Origin of the sequence: Streptomyces sp. AM8-1-1, assembly GCF_032229325.1 — a bacterium.
Taxonomy (GTDB): Bacteria; Actinomycetota; Actinomycetes; order Streptomycetales; family Streptomycetaceae; genus Streptomyces; species Streptomyces achmelvichensis.
Window position 1 is genome coordinate 1,219,611 of sequence record NZ_CP135086.1, and the last position, 24,673, is coordinate 1,244,283.

Genomic DNA, 24,673 nt, shown 5'->3' on the forward strand with positions numbered 1-24,673 from the left:
GGGCCGTGGCATCAGGCGCGCCCTCTCTGACGGGTGATGTGCCGGGCGTCGAGCCCCGACAGACCGCGCACCGCCACGAACGCCTTCTCGCGGCCGGGGAGCGAGACGCGGCCGCGCAGCACCGCTTCGGGGTCGCGCTCGATGCGGTCGAGCAGGCGGCGGTAGATGCCGGCCATGGCGGCGACACAGGCACCGCTGCGCCGGTCGAGCATGGGCAGCAGCCGGTAGCCCTCGGCGAAGAGGGCCCGGGCGCGCCGTACTTCGAAGTGGACGAGGCCCGCGAAGTCGGAGCCGGCCGGCGGGGTCGCCGAGTGGAATCCGGCGGAGCAGCCGAACTTGGCGAGATCGTCGGCGGGCAGGTAGGTGCGCCCGTTGGCCGCGTCCTCGCGAACGTCCCTGAGGATGTTGGTGAGTTGGAGGGCGAGGCCCAGCGTGTCGGCGTACTCGGGAGCGCGTTCGGCGCCGCGTGCGCCGGGCTGAGTACCGAACACGCCGAGGGAGAGCCGTCCGATCGCGCCCGCCACGCAGCGGCAGTAGACCTTGAGGTCGTCCCAGGTCTCGTAGGCCTCGCCGCGTACGTCCATCTGGACACCGTCGATGAGCTCGTCGAGCCCGTCGAGCGGGATCGGGAAGCGCTGTGCCGCGTCCGCGAGAGCGACGGCGACCGGGTCGGTGTCGTCCTCGGCGATCGCACCCTGCCGGACGCGGTCCAGCAGGGCCCGCGTCACTTCGAGGCGGTCGCGCTTGGCCTCGGGCGCGAGCGTGCCGTCGCCGATGTCGTCGACACGGCGGGAGAACGCGTACAGCGCGGACATGGCCTGCCGCTTGTCGGTCGGCAGCAGCCTGATCCCGTAGGCGAAGTTACGCGCCTGCTGTCCGGTGACGGCCTCGCAGTAGCTGTACGCGGCCTGCACCGGTGGCGACACGTCGGTCGGTCCCTCCATCGTCCCGCTCACCCCTCTCTACGCGCTCTTCGCAGGACTGCTCCGACTTCGCGCAACAGCCTTGTCCTGGCAGGTCTGGGCGGTCCCGGCAGGACGTCGTGACCGGCGGCCGCGATCGCGGCGAGGGCGGCACGCCCGCCGCCCACGAAGCCGGCGAGCAGCAGCCGCAGCCGGCCGTGGACGCTGCCGACCAGCGGCATGCCTTCGTCCAGCAGCCGGCCGGCGCGCTCGCACTCGTAGGCGATCAGGGCACGCACCGACGCACTCCCGGCCGGCGCGGCCAGATCGGCCTCCGTCACCCCGAACCGCTGCATGTCGTCGGCAGGCAGATAGATCCGGTCGCGCGCGAGGTCCTCGGTCACGTCCTGGAGGTGCTCGACGATCTGGAGCGCGGTGCACACGGCGTCGGACCGGCGCACCCGCTCGGGACTGGCCGTACCGGTGATCCGGAGGACGAGCCGGCCGACGGGGTTGGCGGACAGCTCGCAGTAGGCGAGGAGTTCGTCGTACGTCTTGTACCGCCGCACCAGCTGATCCTGACGGTTCGCGGCGATCAGCCCGGCGAAGGGCCCGGGGTCGAGCGAGCAGCGCCGCACGGTGGGGAGCAGCCCCCGCAGCAGCGGGTGGTGCGGCGTCTCGTCGCCGTCGGGGGTGAAGACGCGCCGCAGATCGGTCTCGAAGGCGTCCAGCATCACGAGGCGGTCGTCGGCGTCGGCCGGGTCCACGCCGAGATGGCGGGCGTCCGCACCGCCCGGGGCGAGGTCGCCGTCGCCGATGTCGTCGACCAGACGGGCGAAGCCGTACACGGCCATCAGATCGTCGCGCCAGGCGCGCGGCAGGAAGAAGGGGGCCACGGGAAAGTTCTCGTCCGCGGCCTTGTCGAGGGTGGCACGTGCGGAATCAGCCGAGGTCGCCACGCGTGTCTGCCGGGTGCCGGTCATACGTGGCTGCCCGGCGAGGGGACGGCGAAAGCCTCGAGGAGCTGGAGATTTTCGATCATTGCCGTCACATCTCCCGTTCTACACTGCCGATCCAATCCATCCTATTTCGGACACGCCGCCCGTCGCGCCGTCTGCGGGGGTCCCGCCCGGCGGGGGCGATACCGAGGGCGTATCGCCCCACTTGCCGTGATTCAGCACCGGTACAGCTTACGTTGTACAACGCCCAGTGATACGCCGGGGTGTTGCGCGCATTACAAGAACACTCCAATCGTGGTCAACCGTCCCTGTCCGGACAGGAATTGACTCGCCCTTGACGTTCCGGGGCCACGACCGCCTGGGCCCGGCCCCGAGGCCCGCCCGCCGCCGGGCGCGTCCGGTGGCCCGTCGACTGACAGGACGCAGAAAGGCCCCCGCCCGGATGCCAGGGCGGGGGCCTTTTCGCGGACCGGTCCAGGAAACGGCCTCGGGGACCTAGCGGCCGGTCTCCTTCTCGTACGCCTTGAGGACCTCAGCGGTGGGACCGTCCATCAGCAGCTCGCCCTTTTCCAGCCACAGGACGCGGTCGCAGGTGTCCCTGATGGAGCCGAGGCTGTGACTGACCAGGAACACCGTGCCCGCGTGCTCCCGGAGCTCCCGGATGCGCTGCTCGGAGCGGATCTGGAACTTGCGGTCGCCCGTCGCCAGCGCCTCGTCGATCATCAGGACGTCGTGGTCCTTGGCCGCCGCGATGGCGAACCGGAGCCGCGCGCCCATGCCCGAGGAGTAGGTGCGCATCGGCAGGGTGATGAAGTCGCCCTTCTCGTTGATCCCGGAGAAGTCGACGATGTCCTGGTATCGCTCGCGGACCTCCTCGCGCGACATGCCCATGGCCAGGCCACCGAGGATGACATTGCGCTCACCGGTCAGGTCGCCCATCAGCGCGGCGTTCACGCCGAGCAGCGAGGGCTGGCCGTCGGTGTAGACCTTGCCGTGCTCGGTGGGGAGCAGGCCGGCTATGGCCCGCAGCAGGGTGGACTTGCCGGAACCGTTGGTGCCGATCAGGCCGATGGCCTCGCCGCGGTACGCGGTGAAGGAGACGCCCCGTACGGCGTGGACCTTGCGCACACCGCGGGACTCGCCCTTGTCGCGCTTGATGATCCTGTTCAGGGCTGCGGTGGCGCTGCCCTTGCCGCCCGAGCTGCCGTGCACGCGGTACACGATGTGCACGTCGTCGGCGATCACTGTGGGGACGCGCCCCAGGTTCTTGTCAGCCACGGCCGTACCGTTCTTCAGCCTTCCAGAAGTACACGAATCCACAGATGCCGAAGAGGACCGCCCAGCCCACGGCCCACATCCAGACGTGCGGCGGCAGGTTCTCCGAGCCGTAGCCGTCGATCAGACCGAAGCGGATGAGGTCCATGTAGACCGCCGCGGGGTTCAGCTGGAGGACGTCCGAGATCCAGGCCGGCTTGTCCTTCAGCATGATCGGGATGGAGTACATGACGCCCGAGGCGTACATCCACGTCCGCATGATGAAGGGCATCAGCTGGGCGAGGTCGGGCGTCTTGCTGCCGAGCCTGGCCATGACGAGCGCCAGGCCGGTGTTGAAGACGAACTGCAGAACCAGCGCCGGGATGATCAGCAGCCAGGACAGACTCGGGTAGCTGCCGAAGCCCACCGCGATCACGAACAGCACGATCATCGAGAAGAGCAGCTGCTGGAGCTGCTGGAGGGCGAAGGAGATCGGCAGGGACGCCCGGGGGAAGTGCAGGGCGCGGACCAGGCCGAGATTGCCGGAGATCGCCCGGACACCCGCCATCACCGAGCTCTGGGTGAAGGTGAAGACGAAGACGCCCGTGACCAGGAACGGGATGAAGACGTCGTTGGAGATGCCCTCCCTGGTCCCCAGGATGACCCCGAAGATCAGGTAGTAGACCATCGCGTTCAGCAGGGGCGTCACGACCTGCCACAGCTGGCCGAGCTTCGCCTGGCTGTACTGGGCCGTCAGCTTGGCCTGCGAGAAGGCCAGGATGAAGTGGCGTCGGCCCCACAGCTGCCTGATGTACTCGGCCATCCCGGGCCGGGCACCGCTGACCGACAGGCCGTACTTGGCGGCGAGGTCCGCCGCGGAAAGGCCCTGGTCGGCGGATGGCGGGGCGGTCATCGTGATCGCACCGTCGTGGGTTGTGTCACTCACAAGTTGAAACTTTCGTCTTCAAGATGCGCGGCAGATGGGGGCGCGGCGTCGGACGCGCCGGGTACCCGGACGTGCCCGATGCTCTCAGGACCGAGCTTGTCAGATGACAGGAGGTCGGCCCAGTCGGGTGAGCCGCCATACCGTACGCCACTTCATGGGCCGGCGGGGACCGCAGGGGGTCCGCCAGCCCTCCTTGAAGCCGCCCATCCATGCCTTGAGGGCGGACACCGAGGGGCGCCGGGCGAGGGTGAGCAGCACCCAGACACCGAGATAGATCGGCACCAGCGGGGCGGGCAGATTCCGGCGGGCGAGCCAGACCCGGTTACGGGCCACCATCCGGTGATAGACCGCGTGCCGCGACGGGGGCATGGTCGGGTGGAACAGCACCATGTCCGCGCGGTAGTCGATGGCCCAGCCGGCGTCGAGGGCACGCCAGGCGAGATCCGTCTCCTCGTGGGCGTAGAAGAACTCGTCGGGCAGGCCGCCGACCTCGGCGAGGACCTGTGTGCGTACGGCGTTGGCGCCGCCGAGGAAGGTCGTCACCCGCGAGGAGCGCATCGGGTCGGAGGCGCGCAGCCGCGGGACGTGGCGGCGCTGGGTGAGGCCGGTCTCCGGGTCGGCGATGCGGAAGCTGACGATGCCCAGCTTCGGATCGTCGGCGAAGGCCTGTCGCACCAGCTCCGCGGTGTCGGTGCCGGGGAGCAGACCGTCGTCGTCGAGGAAGAGCAGCGCGTCGACACCGGAGCCGGACGGCCCGAAGGCCTCGATGCCGACGTTGCGGCCGCCGGGGATGCCCAGGTTCTCGGGCAGATCCACGGTCCGGACGAACGGAAAGTCCTCGACACCCGTCACCGGGGCACCGTTGCCGACGACCACGGTCTCGATCGGGTCGCCGTCCTGCTTGGCGACCGAGTCGAGGAGCGCGCGCAGGTCGTCCGGACGGTTGCCCATGGTGATGATGACGGCGCCGACCTTCAGCGGCTTCACGGCACTCACCTCAGCCTGCTGGAGACGAGGACGGACACCAGGTGCAGCAGCGTCTGGAGCAGCGCGATACCGGCGAGGACGGCGACTCCGAGGCGGGTGAAGAACAGATCGCCGCGGATCTGGTCCACCACGGCGAGCGCCAGGATGAGCAGCGACGCCTCGATGCCGAGGATCAGCCGGTGGAACTTGAGCGCCCCGGCGGCCCGGCGGGCGAGTGCCATACCGGAGGAGCGCGGCTCGGCGGCGGCGTCCTTGACCGGAGGCAGTCCGCCCTGGTGGCGCGCGACCCCGACCAGGTCGGTCTCGGCCTTGATCAGGATCGCGCCGAGTGCGGCGAGGGTGCCGAGGAACGCCCAGAGCCAGTCGATCTGCCCCGGGCCCCACAGGTCGGCGGCGCGCAGGCCGAGACCGACGAGGACCGCCGCGTCGCACAGATAGGCGCCGACGCGGTCCAGGTAGACCCCGGAGAGCGAGAACTGCTTCTTCCAGCGGGCGACCTCACCGTCGACACAGTCCAGCAGCAGATAGAGCTGGACGGCGACGACGCCGAGGACGGCGCCCCAGATGCCCGGCACCAGCAGCGCCGGGGCGGCGAGCACGCCGCAGATGGTCATCACGTAGGTCAGCTGGTTCGGCGTGACCTTCGTGGTGACCAGGAGGCGGGTGATGCGCAGCGAGATCTCGCGCATGTACAGGCGTCCGCCCCAGTGCTCTCCGCTGCGCCGGTCCTTCACTCCCGCCGGGTGAACGACCGGGCGGAGTTCAGCTACGGATGGTCTTGGCATAGTCGGCGTACGCGTCCCTGATCTGATCGGTGGTGAGGTCAAGGTGCTCGAGGATGGTGAAACGGCCCGGACGGGTCTGCGGCGCGTACTCCACGGCTCGGACGAACTCGTCGACGGTGAAGCCGAGGTCCTCCGGGAGCACGGGCAGACCGTGTCTGCGGAGCACTGTCGCGAAGAGTCCGGCCTCGTCGTGGGCGCCGCGGAGGTGCATGGCGAACGCGGCACCCAGTCCGACCTGCTCGCCGTGCGGAGCGGAGCGGCGCGGGTAGAGCAGATCGAAGGCGTGGTTGATCTCGTGGCAGGCGCCCGACGCGGGGCGGCTGTCGCCGGCGACCGACATGGAGATGCCGGTCAGTACGAGACCTTCGGCGAGGACCGTGAGGAAGGCGTCGTCGCCGATGCCGCCGGGGTGCCGCAGGACCGCTTCGCCGGCCTGCCGGGCCATGGCAGCCGCCAGTCCGTCGATGGACTCGCCGGTCACCCGGTGGGACAGCTCCCAGTCGGCGACGCAGGAGATGTTCGAGATCGCGTCGCCGATGCCGGAACGGATGTAGCGGACCGGGGCCCCGCGCACCACGTCGAGGTCGATGACCACCGCGATCGGTGTGGGGACGCCGTACGAGCCGCGTCCGTTGTCGTTGTCGAGCGTCGAGACGGGCGAGCACAGTCCGTCGTGCGCGAGGTTCGTCGCCACGGCGACCATCGGCAGACCGACGCGCGCGGCGGCGTACTTGGCCACGTCGATGATCTTGCCGCCGCCGAGGCCCACCACGGCGTCGTAGCGCCGCTTGCCCTTGATGTCATCGGCGAGCTGTACGGCCGAGTCGATCGTGCCGTCGCAGACCTCGTACCAATCGGCACCGGGCAGCACCGACGCCAGCCGCTCGCGCAGGGCCTGGCCGGAGCCGCCACTGATCGCGATCGCCAGGTTGCCGGATCCGGAGATCCGCTGGTCGGCCAGAAGGCCCGCCAGGTCGTCCAGGGCTCCCGCGCGGATGTCGACGACGACCGGGGACGGGATCAGCCGGGTCAGTACAGGCACGCGATCTCACGGCCCTTCGCGAGGTCGTCGTGGTTGTCGATCTCGACCCACGGGACGTCGCCGATGGGAGCCACGTCGATCCGGAAGCCGCGGTTGACGAGCTCCTGGTAGCCGTCCTCGTAGTAGAGGTCGGGGTCGCGCTCGAAGGTGGTCTTCAGCGCGTCGGCCAGCTCCTCGGCCGCCTCGGGCTCGATGAGGGTGACGCCGATGTACTCGCCGGTCGCGGCGGCCGGGTCCATCAGTTTGGTAATGCGCTGCACGCCCTGGTCGCCGTCCGTGATGACCTTCATCTCCTCGTCGGCAAGCTGCTTCACCGTGTCGAGGGCGAGGATGATCTTCCGGCCGTCGCCGCGGGCGGCGAGCAGGGAGTGCTCGACCGAGACCGGGTGGACGGTGTCGCCGTTGGCGAGAATGACGCCCTTCTTCAGGACGTCGCGGGCGCACCACAGGGAGTAGGCGTTGTTCCACTCCTCGGCCTTGTCGTTGTCGACGAGGGTGAGCTTGAGGCCGTACTTCGCCTCCAGGGCCGCCTGGCGCTCGTACACGGCCTCCTTGCGGTAGCCGACGACGACGGCGACCTCGGTGAGCCCGATCTCCGCGAAGTTCTTCAGGGCGATGTCGAGGACGGTCGTGGCCTCGCCGTCCTGTTCAGGGCCTACGGGCACGAGGGCCTTGGGGAGCGTGTCGGTGTAGGGGCGCAGACGCCGTCCGGCACCGGCTGCCAAAACAAGGCCGATCATGCGGGTTCTCCTTCGTCATGAACTGCGGGTGCTGCGGAGGACACCCAGAAGCGGATGCTCTCCACGAGCACCACGAGTGCGACGGCGACAGCGAGGGCCGCCAGCGCGATGGTGAAGTCGGTGTCGGTGACCAGGGCGGCCAGCAGCACGACGAGCAGGATCCGCCCCTCGTGTCCTCCGGTCGCCCGTACCAGCCAGTGCGGCGGAGCGCCCGTGCCGCCGCGGATGCGGTACACCGTGTCGTAGTGATGGTAGGCGACCGCGGCCACCAGGCCGTAGGCCGCGGGCAGTGCTCCGTTCACGTCCGCGGCCACCGCGAGCGCCAGGATGGCCCCGTATTCGGCGGCCCTGAACACGGGCGGGACGAGCCAGTCGAGCGCGCCCTTGAGGGGGCGGGCGACGGCGAGGCCGGAGGTGATGACATACGTCACGGCCGCGACGACCGGCCAGAGGGAGCCGTAGCCGCTGAACACGGCGGCGGCCACCAGGCCCGCACCGCCCACGAACGCGATGACGGGCGGCGCCATCGCGGGGAGCCCGGCGACGAACCTGCGACCCGCGCGCGCGACCGCCTCCGCGAGCGGCCCCGAGTCGGCGAGGTCCGCCAGGGCCTGCGCGGCACGGTCGGTCCTGCGCGCCTTGCGGGTGAGGGAGCGCAGCAGCCGGCCGGCCGTGGTGTAGCAGGCGGCGAAGGCGCAGCCGACGAGGAGGGCGTAGAAGACGATCCGGGGTGTGGTGACGGCGGTCAGGACCGCGATCATGGCCCACCGCTCACCGATCGGCAGCACGATCATGCGGCGCACCCACACCGTCCAGCCGACGCTGTCGAGCTTGTCGGAGAGGGCGGCGGTCGGGCTGGTGTTGGACTCGGCGTCGTGGTTCGCCTCGTTGAAGGAGAAGTCCACGACATGGCGGCACGTCTGCAGCACCATCGCGCCCAGGGCCAGCGCCCAGACGTCGTCACCGCCGCGGGCCGCGCCCAGCGCCAGGCCCGCGTAGTAGGCGTACTCCTTGGCGCGGTCGAAGGTGGCGTCGAGCCAGGCGCCCATCGTCGAGTACTGGAGCGAGTACCGGGCGAGCTGCCCGTCCGTGCAGTCCAGGACGAAGGAGAAGAGCAGCAGCAGGCCGGCCGCGATGTACCCGCCGCGGGTGCCGGTGGCCGCGGCCCCGGCCGCGATCAGGGCGGTGATCAGGGATGCGGTGGTGACCTGGTTGGGGGTCAGCCCCCGGCGCGCGCACCAGCGGGCGATGTAGCGCGAGTACGGGCTGATGAAGAAGGTGGTGAAGAAGCCGTCCCGGGCCTTCACGGCCGACCGCAGCCGCACCTCTTCGTCGTCGACGGCCGCGACGGCCTGACGTGCCTCGTTGCGGGCCTGCGGATCGGCGGGCACGGTCGCGACGAGCGAACCGAGCTCGGGCCGGTGGACGGGGGTGCCGGCGGAGTCCAGGGTGTCGGCGAGCAGGCCGGGCAGGTCGGGGGCGCGCAGGGCGGTTCCGAGGCCGGCCGCGCTCGCCTCCGTGTCCGGGGTCGTTTGCGCGTCCGGGGTCGCCGCAGCGCTCTGCGGTGCCGCAGCGGAAGCGTCGGCGTCGCCGGGCAGGTCCGAGACTCCGGCGGCCGTCTCCGCCGCGGGGGCGGGAGCCGTGGTGGCCGCGAAGGCCTTCGCCAGGGCCGCACGCGCCTCGGGCTGCGCCGTGAGTGCGCCGGGGACCGCGGAGGCCGGGAAGCGGGGGTCCGTCAGGGCCAGCCGCAGGGAGTGGACGTGGCCGACGAAGCGCGCGTCCACCACCGCGACGCGCTCCGCGGCCGGGACGGCGGCGAGGAGCGCCTCGCTCTCGGCGGCACCCGGAGCGACGCGTACGTCGAAGCCCAGTGACCGCAGATCGCCCTCGAGCGACGATCCGGGTACGGGCGGACCGGTGAGGATGGCGGTCGACAGACGGACTCACTCCTTGGAACCGAGGGTGCGGATGCGCGGCGGCTCGGCCCGGTGTGCGGGCGGCGGCTCGTCGGCAGAGGCTATCGGATGCGCTGAGGCCGGAGTTCACTGGCCGTTTACGCCCCGCTCGACACGGCGGAACCCCCGGGAGGGTCCGCGGCCTCATCATTGTCGATCACCGCCTCGCCCCACAAACCGCGGGCCCCGGCCCCGGGAACCGCCCGGCCCGATCGCGACCGCAGACCCTAAGCTGGCGGCCATGACTTGGCTGATCACAGGTGGAGCGGGATATATCGGCGCACATGTGGCGCTGGCCATGACGGCGGCGGGCGAGAAGGTCGTCGTGCTCGACGACGTCTCGTCGGGGGTCACCGAGCGGCTGCCCGAGGGGATCGAACTCGTACGGGGGGCGGTCCTGGACCGTGAGCTGCTGGACCGTACCTTCGCGGATCACGATGTCACCGGTGTCGTCCACCTCGCGGCGAAGAAGCAGGTCGGACAGTCCGTCGAGCAGCCGCTGCACTACTACCGGGAGAACGTGCACGGGCTCACCGTGCTGCTGGAGGCGGTCGTCGAGGCAGGTGTGCGGCAGTTCCTGTTCTCGTCGTCGGCCGCCGTGTACGGGGTGCCCGAGCTGGACCTGATCCCGGAGTCGGCGCCCTGCGTCCCCATCAATCCGTACGGCGAGACCAAGCTGGCCGGTGAGTGGCTGGTACGGGCCACGGGCCGGGCGCACTCGATCTCGACGGCCTGCCTGCGGTACTTCAACGTGGCCGGCGCGGCCCGCCCCGAGCTCGCCGACACCGGAGTGTTCAACATCATTCCGATGTTTTTCGACCGGATCACGCGGGGTGAGGCACCTCGCATCTTCGGCGACGACTACCCGACCCCGGACGGCACCTGTGTCCGCGACTACATCCATGTCGCGGACCTGGCCGACGCCCATCTGACCGTCGCCCGCCGGCTGGCCGAGCAGCAGAGTGCCGGCGATCTCACGGTCAACATCGGTCGCGGGGTCGGGGTCTCGGTGCGCGAGCTCGCCGATCTGGTGGGCGAGATCACCGGGTACGACGCCCGGCCGGTCATCGAGCCACGGCGCGCGGGCGATGCCGCGAAGGCGGTCGCCTCGGTCGACCTGATCACCGAGGAGCTCGGCTGGAGCGCCTCGCGCGGGGTGCGCGAGATGGTGGAGTCGGCCTGGGAGGGCTGGTGCCTGCGGCACCCGGAAGCCCGCTCGAAGTGATCTTTCACGCGTCTGACCTGCGGGTCGTTTCCGCAGGTCAGGCGATATGACAACGGTGTTCAGTGCCGTGTTGCCCGGTACCCCGCGGGCGTAGTTCACTGAGGTCTCGGCAGCACGATTTCCGACGACCGGAGGCGTTCTCATGGGGGCTGGGCACGACCACGGGCATGCGCACGGCGGCCCGCCGCCGACCGGCACCGCGGCCTCCGCCTACAAGGGACGGCTGCGCATCGCGCTGACGATCACGCTCGGTGTGATGGTGCTGGAGATCGTCGGCGGTGTGCTGGCCGATTCTCTCGCCCTGATCGCCGACGCCGCCCACATGGCGACGGACGCGGTCGGTCTCGCGATGGCGCTGCTGGCGATCCACTTCGCCAACCGGCCGGCCGGCGGCAACCGCACCTTCGGTTTCGCGCGGGCCGAGATACTCGCGGCCCTCGCCAACTGTGTGCTGCTCCTCGGCGTCGGAGGCTTCCTGCTCTACGAGGCGGTGGAGCGGTTCATCACCCCGGCCGAGACCAAGGGCGGACTCGCCATCGCGTTCGCCCTCGTCGGTCTGGTCGCCAACGCCGTGTCCCTCTCGCTGCTGATGCGCGGGCAGAAGGAGAGCCTCAATGTCCGCGGCGCCTATCTGGAGGTGCTGGCGGACACCCTCGGATCGCTCACCGTGCTGGTGGCGGCGACGATCATCCTCTTCACCGGCTGGCAGGCCGCCGACCCGATCGCCTCACTGGTGATCGGCCTCATGATCGTGCCGCGCACCCTGAAACTGCTCCGCGAGACGCTGAACGTCCTGCTGGAGGCGGCGCCCAAGGGCGTCGACATGGCGGAGGTGCGCACGCACCTCCTGGGCCTTCAGGGCGTGGAGGACGTGCACGACCTGCACGCCTGGACGATCACCTCCGGGATGCCGGTGCTCTCCGCGCATGTGGTGGTGGACCCGGATGTGCTGGACGCGGTGGGCCACGAGAAGCTGCTGCACGATCTCCAGGGATGCGTCGGCGGCCACTTCGACGTGGAGCACTGCACCTTCCAGCTGGAGCCGGTCGGCCATGCCGAGCACGAGGCCCGGCTCTGCCACTGAGGGCTGTGCACCGGGCTGTTACGCTGGCACCCACGCTTGAGAGGAGCTGAGTTGATGACCGTCGCAGCGACGGCTGCCCTGTGCAGCCCCCGGTCCGTCCTCGGCTTCCGGGTTACCGGCTGACCCGTATCTCGTACGTCGGCCGGAGCCCTCACACACTCAAGGGTTTCCACGTTGTCCGACAACGCCATGCACGACGCCTTCTTCGCCCTGCACCACGGTCTTCCGCGGCAGGGTCCAGGTTCTGACGACACCACCCGCCGGCTGCTCGCTCTCGCGTCGCTCGCCGGCACGCTGCCCGCTGCTCCGCGGGTACTCGATCTCGGCTGCGGCCCCGGCCGTGCCGCCCTGCTGCTGGCCGCCGAGGCCGGCGCCCGGGTGACGGCGGTCGATCTGCATCAGCCGTTCCTCGACGAGCTGCGGCAGAGCGCCGAAGCCCGCGGGCTCGGCGACGCGATCAGCACCGTCACGGCCGACATGGCCGATCTCCCCTACCCCGACGGCTCGTTCGATCTCGTCTGGGCCGAGAGCTCCGCCTACAGCATCGGCTTCGACACCGCCCTGCGCCGGTGGCGGCGGCTGCTCGCGCCGGGCGGCGCGCTCGTGGTCACCGAGTGCGAGTGGACGACCGGCACCCCGTCGGCCGACGCACGCGCCTTCTGGGACCAGCACTGTCCGCTGCGCACGAGCGGCGAGAACATCGCCGCGGCCGTCGCAGCGGGCTACCACGTTCTCGGGGTGCACCAGCAGCCCGAGAGCGACTGGGAGGAGTACTACGGGCCGCTCGGCGCCCGCGCCGACGCCGCCGACCCCTCCGCTCCGGGCATGACGGAGGCGCTCGCCGCCACCCGGCAGGAGATCGCGGTACGCCGCGACCTGGGCATGGAGTACGGCTACACCGGCTACGCGCTGCGGGCCGCCGATCCGCGCTGGCGCACCAGGCCGGAGACGGCGGACGACGTCCCGGTAGTCCGTGCGGTCAACGCGTCCGCCTTCCCCACCGCGGAGGAGGCGGGGCTCGTGGACGCCCTGCGGCGGGACGCCGGGGCGTGGGTGCCGGGCATGTCGTACGTCGCCGAGGCGGCGGACGGCTCGGTCGCCGCGTACGCGCTGCTCACCCGCTGTCATGTCGACGGCGCCCCGGCACTGGCCCTGGCGCCGGTCGCCGTGTCGCCGGAGCACCAGCGCGGCGGAGCGGGTCAGGCCGTCGTGCGGGCGGTACTCGATGTGGCCCGGATGCAGGGGGAACCGCTGGTGCTGGTCCTCGGCCATCCGGACTACTATCCGCGGTTCGGTTTCGAACCTGCTTCGCAGTACGGAATCCGGCCATCTTTCGAGGTACCGGATGAGGCCATGATGGCCCTTGTGCTCGACGGTTCTTCCGGTGTGCCGCGGGGCACGATCCGCTACCCGGAGGCTTTCGGCGTCTGATGCATGAATCCGTCCCCGCCGCACGCCGGCGCGGCGGGGACGGACATGCCCGGACTGCCGAAGTGCGGACAAGCCGCTTTTGTACGGCAGACTGGGCAGGCCCCCGAGGGCCGAGGACCGACGCGAAGGATGGTTATGCCGACCTCACCCGCCACCGCCACGAACAGCACGTCGAACGGCGTCTCACCAGCGATCCTGCTCGAACTGGTCGACGAGGACGGCAATACCGTCGGCACCGCTGAGAAGCTCTCGGCCCACCAGGCTCCCGGCCGGTTGCACCGGGCGTTCTCCGTGTTCCTCTTCGACGAGCACGGCCGGCTGCTGCTCCAGCGCCGCGCGGCGGGGAAGTACCACTCCCCCGGTGTCTGGTCGAACACCTGCTGCGGACACCCCTATCCGGGCGAGGCACCCTTCGCCGCCGCAGCCCGGCGGACGCACGAGGAACTGGGCATCTCGCCCTCGCTGCTCGCCGAGGCGGGCACGGTCCGCTACAACCACCCGGACCCGGACTCGGGCCTGGTGGAGCAGGAGTACAACCACCTCTTCGTCGGTCTGGTGCAGGCTCCGCTGCGGCCGAACCCGGAGGAGGTCGGCGAGACGGCATTCGTGACGCCGGAGGAACTGGCGGAACGGCATGCCGAGGGCCCGTTCTCGGCGTGGTTCATGACGGTGCTCGACGCGGCGCGTCCGGCGGTCAAGGAACTGACGGGTCCGTCCAGCGGCTGGTGAACCAGCCCCGGGGCGGCTTCACTCCGGAGCTTGGAGCGGTGCGGTGCCGGTGCCTGCGTCCTGCTGCACCGGTGCCGGTTGCGCGTCCGGCCGCAGGGGCAGCGCCGCCCAGATGATCTTTCCGCCGCCGGCGGTGTGCTCGACGTCGCAGGAGCCGCCGGCCTCCAGCGTGATCTCCCGGACGAGCAGCAGCCCACGGCCGCCGGTCTGCCCCCAGTCGGTCACCAGCGCCTTGGGGCGGTAGGGGTGGTTGTCCTCCACGGAGACCCGGATCCACTCGGTGCCGATGGCGACCTCGACGGCGATCTCGGGCGAGAGCAGGGCCGCGTGCCGTACGGCATTGGTCACCAGCTCGGAGACGATCAGCAACAGGCCCTGGACGAGGTCGTCCTGGACCGGTACGCCCTGACGGTTGAGCAGGTCCCGCACGGCGTGTCGCGCTTGGGGTACCGACACGTCGACCGCGGGTGCGGTGAAGCGCCAGATGCCCTCGTACGACAGCGGCCGGGCCGGGACGCTCCCGCGGCTCTCCATAGTCCGGCACCACCCTTGAATCGACTGCTCCTGACCATCGAGTAATCAGTGTTGGCAGTGAGTTGGTCCGGACCGAGAGGCTGAACAGAAGTCAGCATCTATCGACGTCTTTTGACCGGGTGCGTATGACAGGGTCAAGCGCGCGACTGTTCCTGATCTTGTTCTGGTCACTTCTCCGGCGGAATCGGACATCTCCTTCTGACCACGGCCGGGCAGGCCCGGGCGAGGGCCCCGGCGCACCTGAGCGATCACCCGACGGACGCGGCGGATAGCATCCCGCGCATGGAGCAGTCGGAACCGGGTCCGCGGCTGGTGCACACCGTCACGGACGGCGTCGCCACCGTCGTCATCAGCAATCCCGCCAAGCGCAACGCCATGACCGCCGCGATGTGGCGGGCCCTGCCGGAACTGCTCGGACGGCTGGAAGCCGACGCGTCCGTCCGCGCTCTCGTCCTGACCGGCGAGGGCCCGACCTTCTGCGCGGGGGCCGACATCTCGTCGTTGCGGGAGCCCGGTGAGAGCCCGCAGGACCTCGCCGTGCGGGCCGAGGAGGCGCTCGCCGCGTTCGCCAAGCCGACCGTCGCGGCCGTCCGCGGCTACTGCGTGGGCGGCGGCTGTCAGCTGGCGGCCGCCTGCGATCTGCGATTCGCCGAGACGGACGCCCTGTTCGGGGTGACCCCGGCGAAGCTCGGCATCGTGTATCCGTCCTCGTCCACCCGCCGGCTGGTGTCCCTGGTGGGCCCCTCCGCGGCCAAGTACCTGCTGTTCTCCGGCGAGTTGATCGACACCGAACGGGCGCTGCGCAGCGGGCTGGTGGACGAGGTGCTGCCGTCCGGGGAGCTGGGCAAGCGGGTGGCCGAGTTCACCCGCGTCGTGGCGACGCGTTCGCAGCTCACGCAGGCCGCCGCGAAGGAGTTCGCGACGGGCCGCACGGACCGGGACGCGTACTGGCAGGCGCAGGCGCACGGCGGCGGCGACACCGCCGAGGGCATCGCCGCCTTCCTGGAGCGGCGCGCGCCGCGCTTCACCTGGACCGTGTGAGCCCGACGGCGTCAGCTCTCCCCGCTCAGGACCCTCTCGGCCCCGCGCCGCCAGCGGTCGACGATCCGGGCCGGGGCCTTGTCGGGTGATCCGGCGTCGTACGGCGGCTGCGGATCGTATTCGGTCAGCAGCTGCACCGTCTGGGCCAGCTCGTCGCCGCCGATCCGGCCCAGCAGATGCAGCGCCATGTCGATGCCGGACGAGACGCCCGCGGCGGTGACGTACTTCCCGTCGAACACCACCCGCTCACCGCTGGGTTCGGCGCCCAGCGGTACGAGTTCCTCCAGCGCCAGCCAGTGCGAGGTGGCCCGGCGGCCCCGCAGGAGCCCGGCGCCGGCCAACACGAGGGAACCGGTGCACACGGACGTGGTCCAGGTGCTGGTGGCGTCCGCCGTGCGCAGCCACGAGAGGACCGTCTCGTCCCGCATCGCCTCGCGGGCGCCGGGGCCACCGGGCACCAGCACGATGTCGGGGGCCGTCACCTCTGTCAGCGCCCGGTCGGCGACCAGGGCGAGCGAGCCCTGGTCGTTGCGTACCGGGCCGGGCTCCTGGGCCACGAAGACCGTCTCCGCACCCGGGACGCGGGCGAGGAGCTCGTACGGGCCGACGGCGTCCAGCGAGGTGAATCGGTCGAAGAGGAGAACGGCGATCTGCATCGGGTTCCTTGTCGGGATTGGCGGCAGGTCAGGGCGTGGTGGCAGGTCGGGAGCCGGGGAGTGACGGCTTCGCGTGCGGTGCCGCGGCGCGGAAGCGGCGGCGGTACTCCGCGGGCCCGGTGCCGAGGGCTTTCAGGAACGCCCGGCGCATTGCCTCGGGCGTGCCGTAGCCGGACGCGCGCGAGACCTCCTCGACCCCGTCGGCGGTGTCCTCCAGCAGCCGTCTGGCGTGTTCGAGCCGTACGCCGTCGACATAACGCCCGGGCGTCGTCCCCGTCTCGGCCTGGAACGCCCGGGCGAAGTGACGCGGCGACAGCCGGGCCCGGCCGGCCAGCGCCTCGACGGACAGATCGCCGCCGGGGTGCTCGGTGACCCACTGCTGGACCTCGCGCAGCGGCTCGCGGTGCGCGGTCTGGGCGGCGAGCTGCGTGCTGAACTGCGCCTGGTTGCCCGGCCGCCGGAGGAACACGACGAGGTGACGGGCGACGGTCAGTGCGATGTCACGGCCGTGGTCCTCCTCGACGAGCGCGAGGGCCAGGTCGATGCCCGCCGTGACGCCCGCGGAGGTCGCGATGTGTCCGTCGCGCACGTAGACCGGGTCCGGGTCGACCTCGACCCGCGGATAGGTGCGGGCGAAGTGATCACAGACGGCCCAGTGGGTGGTGGCCCGGCGGCCGTCGAGCAGGCCGGCCTCGGCGAGCAGCAGGGCTCCGGTGCAGACGGAGACGAGGCGCTCGGCCCGGGGGCCGTTCTCGCGAAGCCAGTCGATCAGGGCGGGGTCGGGCCGTCGGGTGCCCTGTCCGCCGGGGACGAGCAGGGTGTGCGGCGCCGGCGCCCCGGCCAGGGTGGTGTCCGGGAGCAGGGTCAGCCCGCTGGTCGTCCGTACGGGCGCGGTGCCGAGCGCGGCCGTCCGCAGCGGGTAGCCACCGCGGCCGCCGGTCACCTTGCCGGCGCCCGTGAACACCTCCACGGGGCCCGTCACATCGAGGCTCTGCACTCCGTCGAAGAGGACGACGAGCACGGATCGGTCGGTCATGCCTACATCCTTCGCCGGACGGCCGATGTCCGCAATGACGAAGAACCCACCTTTCCTGCCATGACGGCGGCGCGGAGCTGACGGGCCCGAGCAGCGGCCCGGGCACCCGCCTTCACTGCCGTACCGACCAGTCGGTAACGTGCAGTCCATGACCTCTTCGCCGCGCGCGGGACGCCGCTGCCACCACGCACTCAATCCGATGCACTCGACGGTGTACTTCTCGCCCGACCTGGCGTCGGAGATGGCCGGGATCGGCATCGAGGACTCCAGCGCCGCGTACTTCGCTGCCCGTGCCGCCGCGATGGGAGCCGTCGGGCCCGGCGCCGTGACGGCGACCTTCTACAACTTCAACCACGAGCTGATCGCGCGGCACCTGCCGGCGGTGTGGGAGACCGCGTCTCCCGAGCAGGCGCTCCAGGCGCGGCTGCGCGCCGTGGACACCACGCTGCGGCGGCTGCTGGGCGCCGAGGCGATCGCCTCCGAGGAACTGGCCGAGGCCGCCGAGCTGGCCCTGCGCGCCGCCGAGGCGTGCACGCGTCACGCCCGCCCGCTGTACTCCGCACACGCGGATCTGCCCGTCCCCGACGAGCCGCATCTCGCGTACTGGCACGCCGCGACCCTGCTGCGCGAGCACCGCGGCGACGGTCATGTCGCGGCACTGCTGGCCATGGAGCTGGACCCGCTGGAGGCGCTGGTGAGTCACACCGCCACGGGCCGTGGCATGGCACCGCGCTGGATCCTCGCGACGCGCGGCTGGCGGCGCACGGACTGGGAGGCGGCCGAGAGCCGGCTGCGGGGTCGCGGCCTGCTCTCCCCCGAGGGTGAACTGACCGACGCCGGCACCGCGCTGAGGGCGGAGCTGGAGGACCTCACGGACCGCATCGACCGCGCTCCGTACGAACACCTGGGTGCCGAGGGCGTCGAGCGGCTCACCGAGCTCGCGCGCGGGTTCCTGACGCAGGCGCTGTCGGCGGGAGCCTTCCCGTCGGATGCCGTCGGCTGACGACCGGCGGTCCGGCCCCGGCAGTGCGTCGGCCCTTCTCGGGGCGACGTTTGCCGGGGATCTTCACGGCAACCCGACCGGTGCAAGGTCATCGACACTGGAGGTTCCCGTGCGCGCCATCGCAGACGCACTTCGTACAGTCGGCTCCGCCATCGCCACCGTGGTCACGCTGCCCTTCCGCCTGCTCGCCAAGCTCTTCGGCAGTGCGTCCGGCGGCGGACGGCGCACCCGCCGCGTGTGAGGCGGCGCGCGACACGGCACCCGGCCACCCGGCACAATGCACTCTCAAGCATTGCCAGCACGAGAAGGCGAGTCGGGGAACCGTGACGACGTCCATCGAAGGCAGGATCGCCGAGGAACTCGGCGTACGGGAGCGGCAGGTCAGGGCGGCCGTGGAGTTGCTCGACGGCGGCTCGACCGTGCCGTTCATCGCGCGCTACCGCAAGGAAGCGACCGAGCTGCTCGACGACGCGCAGCTGCGCACGCTCGAGGAGCGGCTGCGTTATCTGCGGGAGCTGGAGGAGCGCCGGACCGCCGTCCTGGAGTCCGTACGCGAGCAGGGCAAGCTGGACGAGGCGCTGGAGGCGCAGATCCGGGCCGCCGACACCAAGGCGCGTCTGGAGGACATCTACCTGCCGTTCAAGCCCAAGCGGCGCACCAAGGCGCAGATCGCCCGCGAGGCCGGTCTGGAGCCGCTGGCCGAGGGGCTGCTGGGCGACCCGTCGGTGGATCCGCTGTCGGCGGCCGCCGCGTTCGTCGACGCCGACAAGGGTGTGGCGGACGCCGCCGCGGCGCTGGAGGGCGCGCGGTCGATCCTCACCGAGCGCTTCTCCGAGGACGCCGATCTGATCGGCGAACTGCGCGAACGGATGTGGACGCGCGGCCGGCTGGCGGCGAAGGTGCGGGACGGCAAAGAGGAGGCGGGCGCGAAGTTCGCCGACTACTTCGACTTCGCGGAGGCCTTCACGGAGCTCCCCTCGCACCGGGTGCTGGCGATGTTCCGGGGCGAGAAGGAGGATGTTCTCGACCTCTCGCTGGAGCCGGAGGAGCCGTCCGAGCAGCCCGGCCCGTCCGCCTACGAGAACATGGTCGCCCGTCGTTTCGGAGTGGCCGACCGCGGCCGGCCGGGCGACAAGTGGCTGGCGGACACCGTGCGCTGGGCCTGGCGGACGCGGATCCTCGTGCACCTCGGGATCGATCTGCGGCTGCGGCTGCGCACGGCGGCCGAGGACGAGGCGGTACGGGTCTTCGCCGCGAATCTGCGCGATCTCCTGCTGGCCGCCCCCGCCGGTACGCGCGCCACGCTGGGCCTGGACCCGGGCTTCCGTACGGGTGTGAAGGTGGCCGTGGTCGACGCGACCGGCAAGGTCGTCGCCACCGACACGATCTATCCGCACGTCCCCGCGAACAAGTGGGACGAGTCGCTGGCGAAGCTGGCACGCCTCGCCAAGGAGCACGCGGTCGACCTGGTCGCCATCGGCAACGGCACGGCCTCCCGCGAGACCGACAAGCTCGCCGGTGAACTCATCACCAAGCACCCGGAGCTGAACCTCACCAAGGTGATGGTCTCGGAGGCGGGCGCCTCCGTGTACTCGGCTTCCGCCTTCGCCTCGCAGGAACTGCCGGGTCTCGATGTGTCGCTGCGCGGAGCGGTGTCGATCGCGCGCCGCCTCCAGGACCCGCTGGCCGAGCTCGTGAAGATCGACCCCAAGTCGATCGGCGTCGGCCAGTACCAGCACGACCTGTCCGAAGTGAAGCTCTCACGCTCGCTGGACGCGGTCGTCGAGGACTGTGTGAACGGCGTCGGCGTCGACGTCAACACCGCTTCCACACCGCTGCTTTCACGGGTGTCGGGCATCGGCGCGGGACTCGCGGAGAACATCGTCGCCCACCGCGACGCCAACGGCCCCTTCCGCTCCCGCAAGGCGCTCAAGGACGTGGCACGGCTCGGCCCCAAGGCGTACGAACAGTGCGCGGGCTTCCTGCGGATCCGCGACGGCGACGACCCGCTCGACGCCTCCAGCGTGCACCCGGAGGCCTATCCCGTGGTGCGCCGGATGGTGAAGACGGCGGGCGAGCAGGTCGCCTCGCTGGTCGGCAACGCGCCGGTGCTGCGCTCGCTGAGGCCGGCGGACTTCGTCGACGACACGTTCGGCCTGCCGACGGTCACGGACATCCTGCGGGAGCTGGAGAAGCCGGGGCGCGACCCGCGGCCCGCCTTCAAGACGGCCACCTTCAAGGACGGTGTCGAGAAGATCGGCGACCTGACGTCGGGGATGATCCTCGAGGGCGTGGTGACCAACGTGGCCGCGTTCGGCGCGTTCGTCGACGTCGGTGTCCACCAGGACGGTCTCGTTCATGTCTCCGCCATGTCGAAGACCTTCGTCAAGGACCCGCGGGACGTGGTCAAGCCGGGCGACGTGGTGAAGGTGAAGGTCCTCGACGTCGACATCCCGCGCAAGCGGATCTCGCTGACCCTGCGGCTGGAGGACGAGGCGGCCCCGAAGGCGCCGGCCGGCGGACCGCGGCAGCAGCGCGGTGAGCGTGGCGGCGGGCGTGCGCCCCAGCAGCGGCGTCAGCAGGGCGGCGGCCGTGGCGGGGACCGGCAGGCCCCTCCCCCGGCGAACAGCGCGATGGCGGACGCCCTGCGGCGCGCCGGTCTCACGGATCCGGGCCGGGGGCGCTGACGCTCACGAGTACGTCGAAGGGGCCCCGCAGGAGGGTGACTGCGGGGTCCCTTCGCGTGTGCGGACGGCGTGGCCCTGTCCGGGTCGTCGGCCTCCGTCGCGCCGGCCTCCGGACCTCGGTCAGCCGTCCGTCGGACCGTTCTCCGGACCCGGCCGGCCTTCCTTCGGGCAGGCTTCGGTGCGGCCGGCTGTCCGGAGGGTCAGCCCTCCGGCGAGCACTCCACGTCGAGAAGCTTCAACGGCTTCGAGGCGTCCAGGTCCACCAGCGCACGCAGCTCCGCGGTGACCTCGCCGTGGTCGCCCCAGTGGGTCGTCACCGTGGCCCAGCCGACCCGCGCGGACTGCGCGGTGGTCACCTTGCCGATGTCGATCGACCGCGGTGTGTTCTGTGCGCAGAGCAGCACGTCGAAGCCGGGGTTGGCGGCTGCCTTCTCCTTGAGCAGATCGGATACGCGGTTCCTGCGGTCCGCCGCGGAGGGTCCGTGCTCGCCGTAGAACCGGTCGAGGAAGGTGTGGATCTCCTTCGCCGTGTACCGGCCGTTGACGTCCACGGTGGGTGCCGCGGAGGCCGGTGAGACGGCGGCGAGCGAAAGGCCGAGACCGAGGACGGGGCCGCGGCCGCGACGCGACGTCCGGAACGCCTGGGAGTGCGGAACATTCTGTGTACCCCGTTTCACGATTTGTGCCCATTCTCCGGGCTGGTCATGGGAGTAGATCCGCAGGGGGTACCGAAGGTTGTCGTGGACAGCCTCGCTGTTGCCGTCCCGGGACGCTTCCCGGACGCGTGCGTGACACCGGTGGGGCCCGGCCCCTCGGCCCCGGCTCCCCCGGGACCGGCCGTCAGGAGAGCTCGGTGACCTTGCCGTCGGCAACTTCGACACGGCGCGTGGTGTGCACCGCGTCGAGCATCCGGCGGTCGTGCGTCACCAGCAGCAGAGTGCCCTGGTACGAGTCGAGGGCCGTCTCCAGCTGCTCGATCGCGGGCAGATCCAGGTGGTTGGTCGGCTCGTCGAGCACCAGGAGATTGACGCCGCGTCCCTGGAGCAGCGCCAGGGCGGCCCGGGTGCGCTCCCCCGGCGAAAGCGTCGTCGCCGGGCGCAGCACATGCGCGGCCTTGAGTCCGAACTTGGCCAGCAGGGTGCGTACCTCCGCCGGTTCGGTGTCCGGGACCGCCGCGCAGAAGGCGTCGAGGAGTTTCTCGGTGCCGTAGAACAGCCCGCGCGCCTGGTCGACCTCGCCGACGACGACGCCCGAGCCGAGTGATGCCTGGCCCGCGTCGAGGGGCAGGCGCCCGAGCAGGGCGGCGAGGAGGGTGGACTTGCCGGAGCCGTTGGCGCCGGTGATGGCGACCCGGTCCGCCCAGTCGATCTGGAGCGACGCCGGCCCGAAACGGAAGTCGCCGCGGCGCACCTCCGCCTCGCGCAGGGTGGCCACGACCGATCCGGAGCGCGGGGCGGACGCGATCTCCATCCGCAGTTCCCACTCCTTGCGCGGCTCCTCGACCACGTCGAGCCGTTCGATCATCCGCTGCGTCTGCCGCGCCTTGGCCGCCTGCTTCTCGCTCGCCTCGCTGCGGAACTTGCGGCCGAGCTTGTCGTTGTCGCTCGCCTTGCGGCGGGCGTTCTTGACACCCTTGTCCATCCAGGACCGCTGCATCTGTGCGCGGCCTTCGAGGGCGGACCTCTTGTCGGCGTACTCCTCGTAGCCCTCGCGGGCGTGCCGGCGGGCCGTCTCCCGTTCCTCCAGATAGGCCGCGTAGCCGCCGCCGTACAGGGTGATCTGCTGCTGGGCGAGGTCGAGTTCGAGGACCTTGGTGACCGTGCGGGTGAGGAACTCGCGGTCGTGGCTGACGACGACCGTGCCGGCCCGCAGTCCGCGGACGAACGCCTCCAGCCGCTCCAGGCCGTCCAGGTCGAGGTCGTTGGTCGGCTCGTCGAGCAGGAAGACGTCGTAGCGCGAGAGCAGCAGGGAGGCCAGTCCGGCGCGGGCCGCCTGGCCGCCGGAGAGTGCGGTCATGGGGAGGTCGAGTCCCACGGTCAGCCCGAGGGTGCCGGCGACCTCCTCGGCGCGCTCGTCGAGGTCGGCGCCACCGAGGCTGAGCCAGCGCTCCAGACTCGTGGCGTACGCGTCGTCGGCGCCGGGTGCGCCGTCGACGAGCGCCTGGGTCGCCTCGTCCATGGCCTCCTGCGCCGCTGCGACGCCGGTACGGCGGGCCAGGAACTGCCGCACGGTCTCGCCGGGCCGGCGTTCCGGCTCCTGCGGAAGATGCCCGACCGTGGCCGAGGGCGGCGAGAGCCTCAGCTCGCCCTCCTCGGGCCGTTCGAGACCGGCGAGCATCCGCAGCAGGGTCGACTTTCCGGCTCCGTTGGCACCGACCAGGCCGATCACGTCGCCGGGTGCGACGACGAGGTCCAGCTCGGCGAAGAGCGTACGGTCGCCGTGTCCGGCGGCGAGATCCTTGGCGACGAGAGTGGCAGTCATCAGACGGCGATCCTAACGGGGCCGGGCTCCGGTGGACCGCCCGGCCGGTCGGAGCCGGGCCGTACTCCTCATGCCGGGCCGTCGCTGGTGGAACGGCCGGCGTCGAGATCGTCGACGTACCTCGCGTGGGCGCCGCGCGCTTCGCTACGGTCCCTGCATGAGCGGCGATGTGGTGGTGGTCGGGAGCGGCGTCATCGGGCTGACGACCGCCGTGGTGCTGGCGGAGAGCGGCCGGCGTGTGCGTCTGTGGACGCGGGACGCGGCGGAGGAGACCACGTCCGCGGTGGCGGGTGCGCTGTGGTGGCCGTACCGGATCGAACCGGCGGAACGGGTCGGCGGGTGGGCGACGGCGACACTGCGGGTGTACCGGGAGCTGGCCGAGCGGCCCGAGGAGACCGGGGTGCGTCTGGTCGCGGGTGTCCTCGCCGACCAGGCGGTGACGCGGCTCGGGCCCTGGTCGGCCGAGGTGGAAGGGCTACGGGCCGCGGAGCCGGACGAGTTGCCTCCCGGCCACCGGGAGGGAGTGCGGGCGCGGCTCCCGCTGATCGACATGCCTGCCCATCTGAACTGGCTGCGGCGGCGCTTCGAGAGCGCGGGCGGCACGGTGGAGGTCAGGGACGTCCGTTCTCTCGCGCAGGCGGCAGCCGCGGGGCGAGTGGTGGTGAACTGCACGGGGCTGGGCGCCCGTGAGCTGGTGCCCGACGCAGGGGTCCAGCCCGTGCGCGGACAGCTCGTGCTGGTGGAGAACCCGGGCATCGACGAGTGGTTCGTCCTGGCCAAGGACAGGTCCGCCGAGAGCACGTACTTCTTCCCGCAGCCGGGCCGGCTCGTCCTCGGTGGCACCGCCGAGGACGGGGACCGGCGCACCGAGCCCGATCCGGCGACGGCGGAGGCGATCGTGGCGCGTTGTGCCCGGTTCCGCCCCGAGATCGCGAAGGCCCGGATTCTCGGCCACCGGGTGGGGCTGCGTCCGGCGAGGGCCGCGGGCGTACGCATCGAGGCCGAGCGGCTTCCGGGTGGCGGTGCGGTGGTGCACAACTATGGACACGGCGGGGCCGGGGTGACGGTCGCGTGGGGGTGTGCCGAGGCGGCCTCCGCCCTCGTCGAGCAGAGCTGAAGCGCCGCCGGCGGAGAACCGGCCGCAGCCGCACGAAAGCGGACGCCGTCCGGAGCCGGGCTACGGCTCCGGACGGCGT

General features: G+C 71.3%; 23 protein-coding genes. 9 read left to right on the forward strand and 14 right to left on the reverse strand.

Features of this window, described 5'->3' with window-relative positions:
• Positions 1-11: 11 nt before the first annotated feature.
• From hpnD to RPQ07_RS05525, 9 genes are all read right to left on the reverse strand, one after another.
• Positions 12-944 carry a presqualene diphosphate synthase HpnD gene (gene hpnD, locus RPQ07_RS05485; RefSeq protein ID WP_313942880.1) on the reverse strand — a complete coding sequence of 311 codons (933 nt, stop codon included), beginning with the start codon at positions 942-944 and terminating at the stop codon, positions 12-14.
• Between the two features lie 8 nt (positions 945-952).
• On the reverse strand, positions 953-1,885 hold the full coding sequence (hpnC, locus tag RPQ07_RS05490) for a squalene synthase HpnC (RefSeq protein WP_313942882.1): 933 nt from the start codon (positions 1,883-1,885) through the stop codon (positions 953-955).
• 471 nt (positions 1,886-2,356) lie between these two features.
• The gene (locus tag RPQ07_RS05495) at positions 2,357-3,139 is read right to left on the reverse strand and encodes an ABC transporter ATP-binding protein (RefSeq protein WP_313942884.1); all 783 of its coding nucleotides are present in this window, start codon (positions 3,137-3,139) and stop codon (positions 2,357-2,359) included.
• Complete coding sequence (locus tag RPQ07_RS05500) at positions 3,132-4,061, reverse strand: ABC transporter permease (RefSeq protein ID WP_313942885.1); 930 nt, start codon at positions 4,059-4,061, stop codon at positions 3,132-3,134. The genes RPQ07_RS05495 and RPQ07_RS05500 overlap by 8 nt, the downstream gene beginning before the upstream one ends.
• A 99-nt stretch (positions 4,062-4,160) precedes the next feature.
• Positions 4,161-5,012 (reverse strand): glycosyltransferase family 2 protein, encoded by an 852-nt coding sequence (locus RPQ07_RS05505; protein WP_313948795.1) that lies wholly within the window; start codon positions 5,010-5,012, stop codon positions 4,161-4,163.
• Between the two features lie 41 nt (positions 5,013-5,053).
• Complete coding sequence (locus tag RPQ07_RS05510) at positions 5,054-5,833, reverse strand: CDP-alcohol phosphatidyltransferase family protein (protein WP_313942886.1); 780 nt, start codon at positions 5,831-5,833, stop codon at positions 5,054-5,056.
• A complete protein-coding gene (locus tag RPQ07_RS05515) occupies positions 5,811-6,875 on the reverse strand; it encodes an iron-containing alcohol dehydrogenase family protein (protein ID WP_313942887.1) in 1,065 nt (354 codons plus the stop codon). Before RPQ07_RS05515 ends, RPQ07_RS05510 begins: the two co-directional genes overlap by 23 nt.
• Positions 6,863-7,615: a phosphocholine cytidylyltransferase family protein gene (locus RPQ07_RS05520; RefSeq protein ID WP_313942889.1), complete on the reverse strand. Its 753-nt coding sequence runs from the start codon at positions 7,613-7,615 to the stop codon at positions 6,863-6,865. Before RPQ07_RS05520 ends, RPQ07_RS05515 begins: the two co-directional genes overlap by 13 nt.
• Positions 7,612-9,552, reverse strand: a complete 1,941-nt coding sequence (locus RPQ07_RS05525) for a DUF5941 domain-containing protein (RefSeq protein ID WP_413777824.1) — start codon at positions 9,550-9,552, stop codon at positions 7,612-7,614. The genes RPQ07_RS05520 and RPQ07_RS05525 overlap by 4 nt, the downstream gene beginning before the upstream one ends.
• 259 nt (positions 9,553-9,811) lie before the next feature.
• On the opposite strand from RPQ07_RS05525, the gene galE reads away from it, so the two are divergent.
• From galE to idi, 4 genes are all read left to right on the forward strand, one after another.
• On the forward strand, positions 9,812-10,795 hold the full coding sequence (galE, locus tag RPQ07_RS05530; protein ID WP_313942891.1) for a UDP-glucose 4-epimerase GalE: 984 nt from the start codon (positions 9,812-9,814) through the stop codon (positions 10,793-10,795).
• 142 nt (positions 10,796-10,937) lie between these two features.
• Positions 10,938-11,879, forward strand: coding sequence for a cation diffusion facilitator family transporter (locus RPQ07_RS05535; protein WP_313942892.1), 942 nt, complete (start codon positions 10,938-10,940; stop codon positions 11,877-11,879).
• Positions 11,880-12,068: 189 nt separating this feature from the next.
• Entirely contained in the window at positions 12,069-13,310 is a 1,242-nt protein-coding gene (locus RPQ07_RS05540; RefSeq protein WP_313948796.1) for a bifunctional class I SAM-dependent methyltransferase/N-acetyltransferase, read from the forward strand.
• Between the two features lie 135 nt (positions 13,311-13,445).
• The gene (idi, locus tag RPQ07_RS05545; protein ID WP_313942893.1) at positions 13,446-14,039 is read left to right on the forward strand and encodes an isopentenyl-diphosphate Delta-isomerase; all 594 of its coding nucleotides are present in this window, start codon (positions 13,446-13,448) and stop codon (positions 14,037-14,039) included.
• An 18-nt stretch (positions 14,040-14,057) separates the two neighbouring features.
• On the opposite strand, the gene RPQ07_RS05550 is transcribed toward idi, so the two are convergent.
• Complete coding sequence (locus RPQ07_RS05550; RefSeq protein WP_313942894.1) at positions 14,058-14,573, reverse strand: ATP-binding protein; 516 nt, start codon at positions 14,571-14,573, stop codon at positions 14,058-14,060.
• A gap of 282 nt (positions 14,574-14,855) precedes the next feature.
• Between RPQ07_RS05550 and RPQ07_RS05555 the strand changes: the two genes are divergently transcribed.
• Positions 14,856-15,614: an enoyl-CoA hydratase/isomerase family protein gene (locus tag RPQ07_RS05555; RefSeq protein ID WP_313942895.1), complete on the forward strand. Its 759-nt coding sequence runs from the start codon at positions 14,856-14,858 to the stop codon at positions 15,612-15,614.
• Between the two features lie 11 nt (positions 15,615-15,625).
• Here RPQ07_RS05555 and RPQ07_RS05560 read toward each other — a convergent pair whose 3' ends face one another.
• Both RPQ07_RS05560 and RPQ07_RS05565 read right to left on the reverse strand, forming a co-directional pair.
• The gene (locus RPQ07_RS05560; protein WP_313942896.1) at positions 15,626-16,270 is read right to left on the reverse strand and encodes a DJ-1/PfpI family protein; all 645 of its coding nucleotides are present in this window, start codon (positions 16,268-16,270) and stop codon (positions 15,626-15,628) included.
• A gap of 28 nt (positions 16,271-16,298) precedes the next feature.
• Entirely contained in the window at positions 16,299-17,306 is a 1,008-nt protein-coding gene (locus tag RPQ07_RS05565) for a GlxA family transcriptional regulator (RefSeq protein ID WP_313942897.1), read from the reverse strand.
• A gap of 148 nt (positions 17,307-17,454) precedes the next feature.
• Here RPQ07_RS05565 and RPQ07_RS05570 point away from each other — a divergent pair, with 148 nt between their 5' ends.
• The 3 genes from RPQ07_RS05570 to RPQ07_RS05580 all read left to right on the forward strand — a co-directional run bounded on the left by RPQ07_RS05570 (position 17,455) and on the right by RPQ07_RS05580 (position 20,996).
• Complete coding sequence (locus RPQ07_RS05570; protein WP_313942898.1) at positions 17,455-18,309, forward strand: SCO6745 family protein; 855 nt, start codon at positions 17,455-17,457, stop codon at positions 18,307-18,309.
• Positions 18,310-18,418: 109 nt separating this feature from the next.
• Positions 18,419-18,550: an LPFR motif small protein gene (locus tag RPQ07_RS05575; RefSeq protein WP_313942899.1), complete on the forward strand. Its 132-nt coding sequence runs from the start codon at positions 18,419-18,421 to the stop codon at positions 18,548-18,550.
• Positions 18,551-18,632: 82 nt separating this feature from the next.
• Positions 18,633-20,996: a Tex family protein gene (locus RPQ07_RS05580; RefSeq protein ID WP_313942900.1), complete on the forward strand. Its 2,364-nt coding sequence runs from the start codon at positions 18,633-18,635 to the stop codon at positions 20,994-20,996.
• Between the two features lie 200 nt (positions 20,997-21,196).
• Here the strand turns inward: RPQ07_RS05580 and RPQ07_RS05585 are convergent, their stop codons facing one another.
• Together RPQ07_RS05585 and RPQ07_RS05590 are read right to left on the reverse strand one after the other, a co-directional pair.
• Positions 21,197-21,673: a hypothetical protein gene (locus tag RPQ07_RS05585; protein WP_313942901.1), complete on the reverse strand. Its 477-nt coding sequence runs from the start codon at positions 21,671-21,673 to the stop codon at positions 21,197-21,199.
• A 163-nt stretch (positions 21,674-21,836) separates the two neighbouring features.
• Positions 21,837-23,477: an ABC-F family ATP-binding cassette domain-containing protein gene (locus RPQ07_RS05590; protein WP_313942902.1), complete on the reverse strand. Its 1,641-nt coding sequence runs from the start codon at positions 23,475-23,477 to the stop codon at positions 21,837-21,839.
• A 157-nt stretch (positions 23,478-23,634) separates the two neighbouring features.
• Here RPQ07_RS05590 and RPQ07_RS05595 point away from each other — a divergent pair, with 157 nt between their 5' ends.
• Positions 23,635-24,594 (forward strand): FAD-dependent oxidoreductase, encoded by a 960-nt coding sequence (locus tag RPQ07_RS05595; RefSeq protein WP_313942903.1) that lies wholly within the window; start codon positions 23,635-23,637, stop codon positions 24,592-24,594.
• Positions 24,595-24,673 lie beyond the last annotated feature (79 nt).

What these genes read in the sequence shown, in the direction of transcription:
- RPQ07_RS05565 (WP_313942897.1), bottom strand. Translation starts at nt 17,306, where the DNA reads ATGACCGACCGATCCGTGCTCGTCGTCCTCTTCGACGGAGTGCAGAGC.
- RPQ07_RS05535 (WP_313942892.1), top strand. Translation starts at nt 10,938, where the DNA reads ATGGGGGCTGGGCACGACCACGGGCATGCGCACGGCGGCCCGCCGCCG.
- RPQ07_RS05560 (WP_313942896.1), bottom strand. Translation starts at nt 16,270, where the DNA reads ATGCAGATCGCCGTTCTCCTCTTCGACCGATTCACCTCGCTGGACGCC.
- RPQ07_RS05505 (WP_313948795.1), bottom strand. Translation starts at nt 5,012, where the DNA reads ATGGGCAACCGTCCGGACGACCTGCGCGCGCTCCTCGACTCGGTCGCC.
- hpnC (WP_313942882.1), bottom strand. Translation starts at nt 1,885, where the DNA reads ATGACCGGCACCCGGCAGACACGCGTGGCGACCTCGGCTGATTCCGCA.
- RPQ07_RS05570 (WP_313942898.1), top strand. Translation starts at nt 17,455, where the DNA reads ATGACCTCTTCGCCGCGCGCGGGACGCCGCTGCCACCACGCACTCAAT.
- RPQ07_RS05550 (WP_313942894.1), bottom strand. Translation starts at nt 14,573, where the DNA reads ATGGAGAGCCGCGGGAGCGTCCCGGCCCGGCCGCTGTCGTACGAGGGC.
- RPQ07_RS05510 (WP_313942886.1), bottom strand. Translation starts at nt 5,833, where the DNA reads ATGCCAAGACCATCCGTAGCTGAACTCCGCCCGGTCGTTCACCCGGCG.
- galE (WP_313942891.1), top strand. Translation starts at nt 9,812, where the DNA reads ATGACTTGGCTGATCACAGGTGGAGCGGGATATATCGGCGCACATGTG.
- RPQ07_RS05540 (WP_313948796.1), top strand. Translation starts at nt 12,069, where the DNA reads ATGCACGACGCCTTCTTCGCCCTGCACCACGGTCTTCCGCGGCAGGGT.
- RPQ07_RS05555 (WP_313942895.1), top strand. Translation starts at nt 14,856, where the DNA reads ATGGAGCAGTCGGAACCGGGTCCGCGGCTGGTGCACACCGTCACGGAC.
- idi (WP_313942893.1), top strand. Translation starts at nt 13,446, where the DNA reads ATGCCGACCTCACCCGCCACCGCCACGAACAGCACGTCGAACGGCGTC.
- hpnD (WP_313942880.1), bottom strand. Translation starts at nt 944, where the DNA reads ATGGAGGGACCGACCGACGTGTCGCCACCGGTGCAGGCCGCGTACAGC.
- RPQ07_RS05595 (WP_313942903.1), top strand. Translation starts at nt 23,635, where the DNA reads ATGAGCGGCGATGTGGTGGTGGTCGGGAGCGGCGTCATCGGGCTGACG.
- RPQ07_RS05590 (WP_313942902.1), bottom strand. Translation starts at nt 23,477, where the DNA reads ATGACTGCCACTCTCGTCGCCAAGGATCTCGCCGCCGGACACGGCGAC.
- RPQ07_RS05520 (WP_313942889.1), bottom strand. Translation starts at nt 7,615, where the DNA reads ATGATCGGCCTTGTTTTGGCAGCCGGTGCCGGACGGCGTCTGCGCCCC.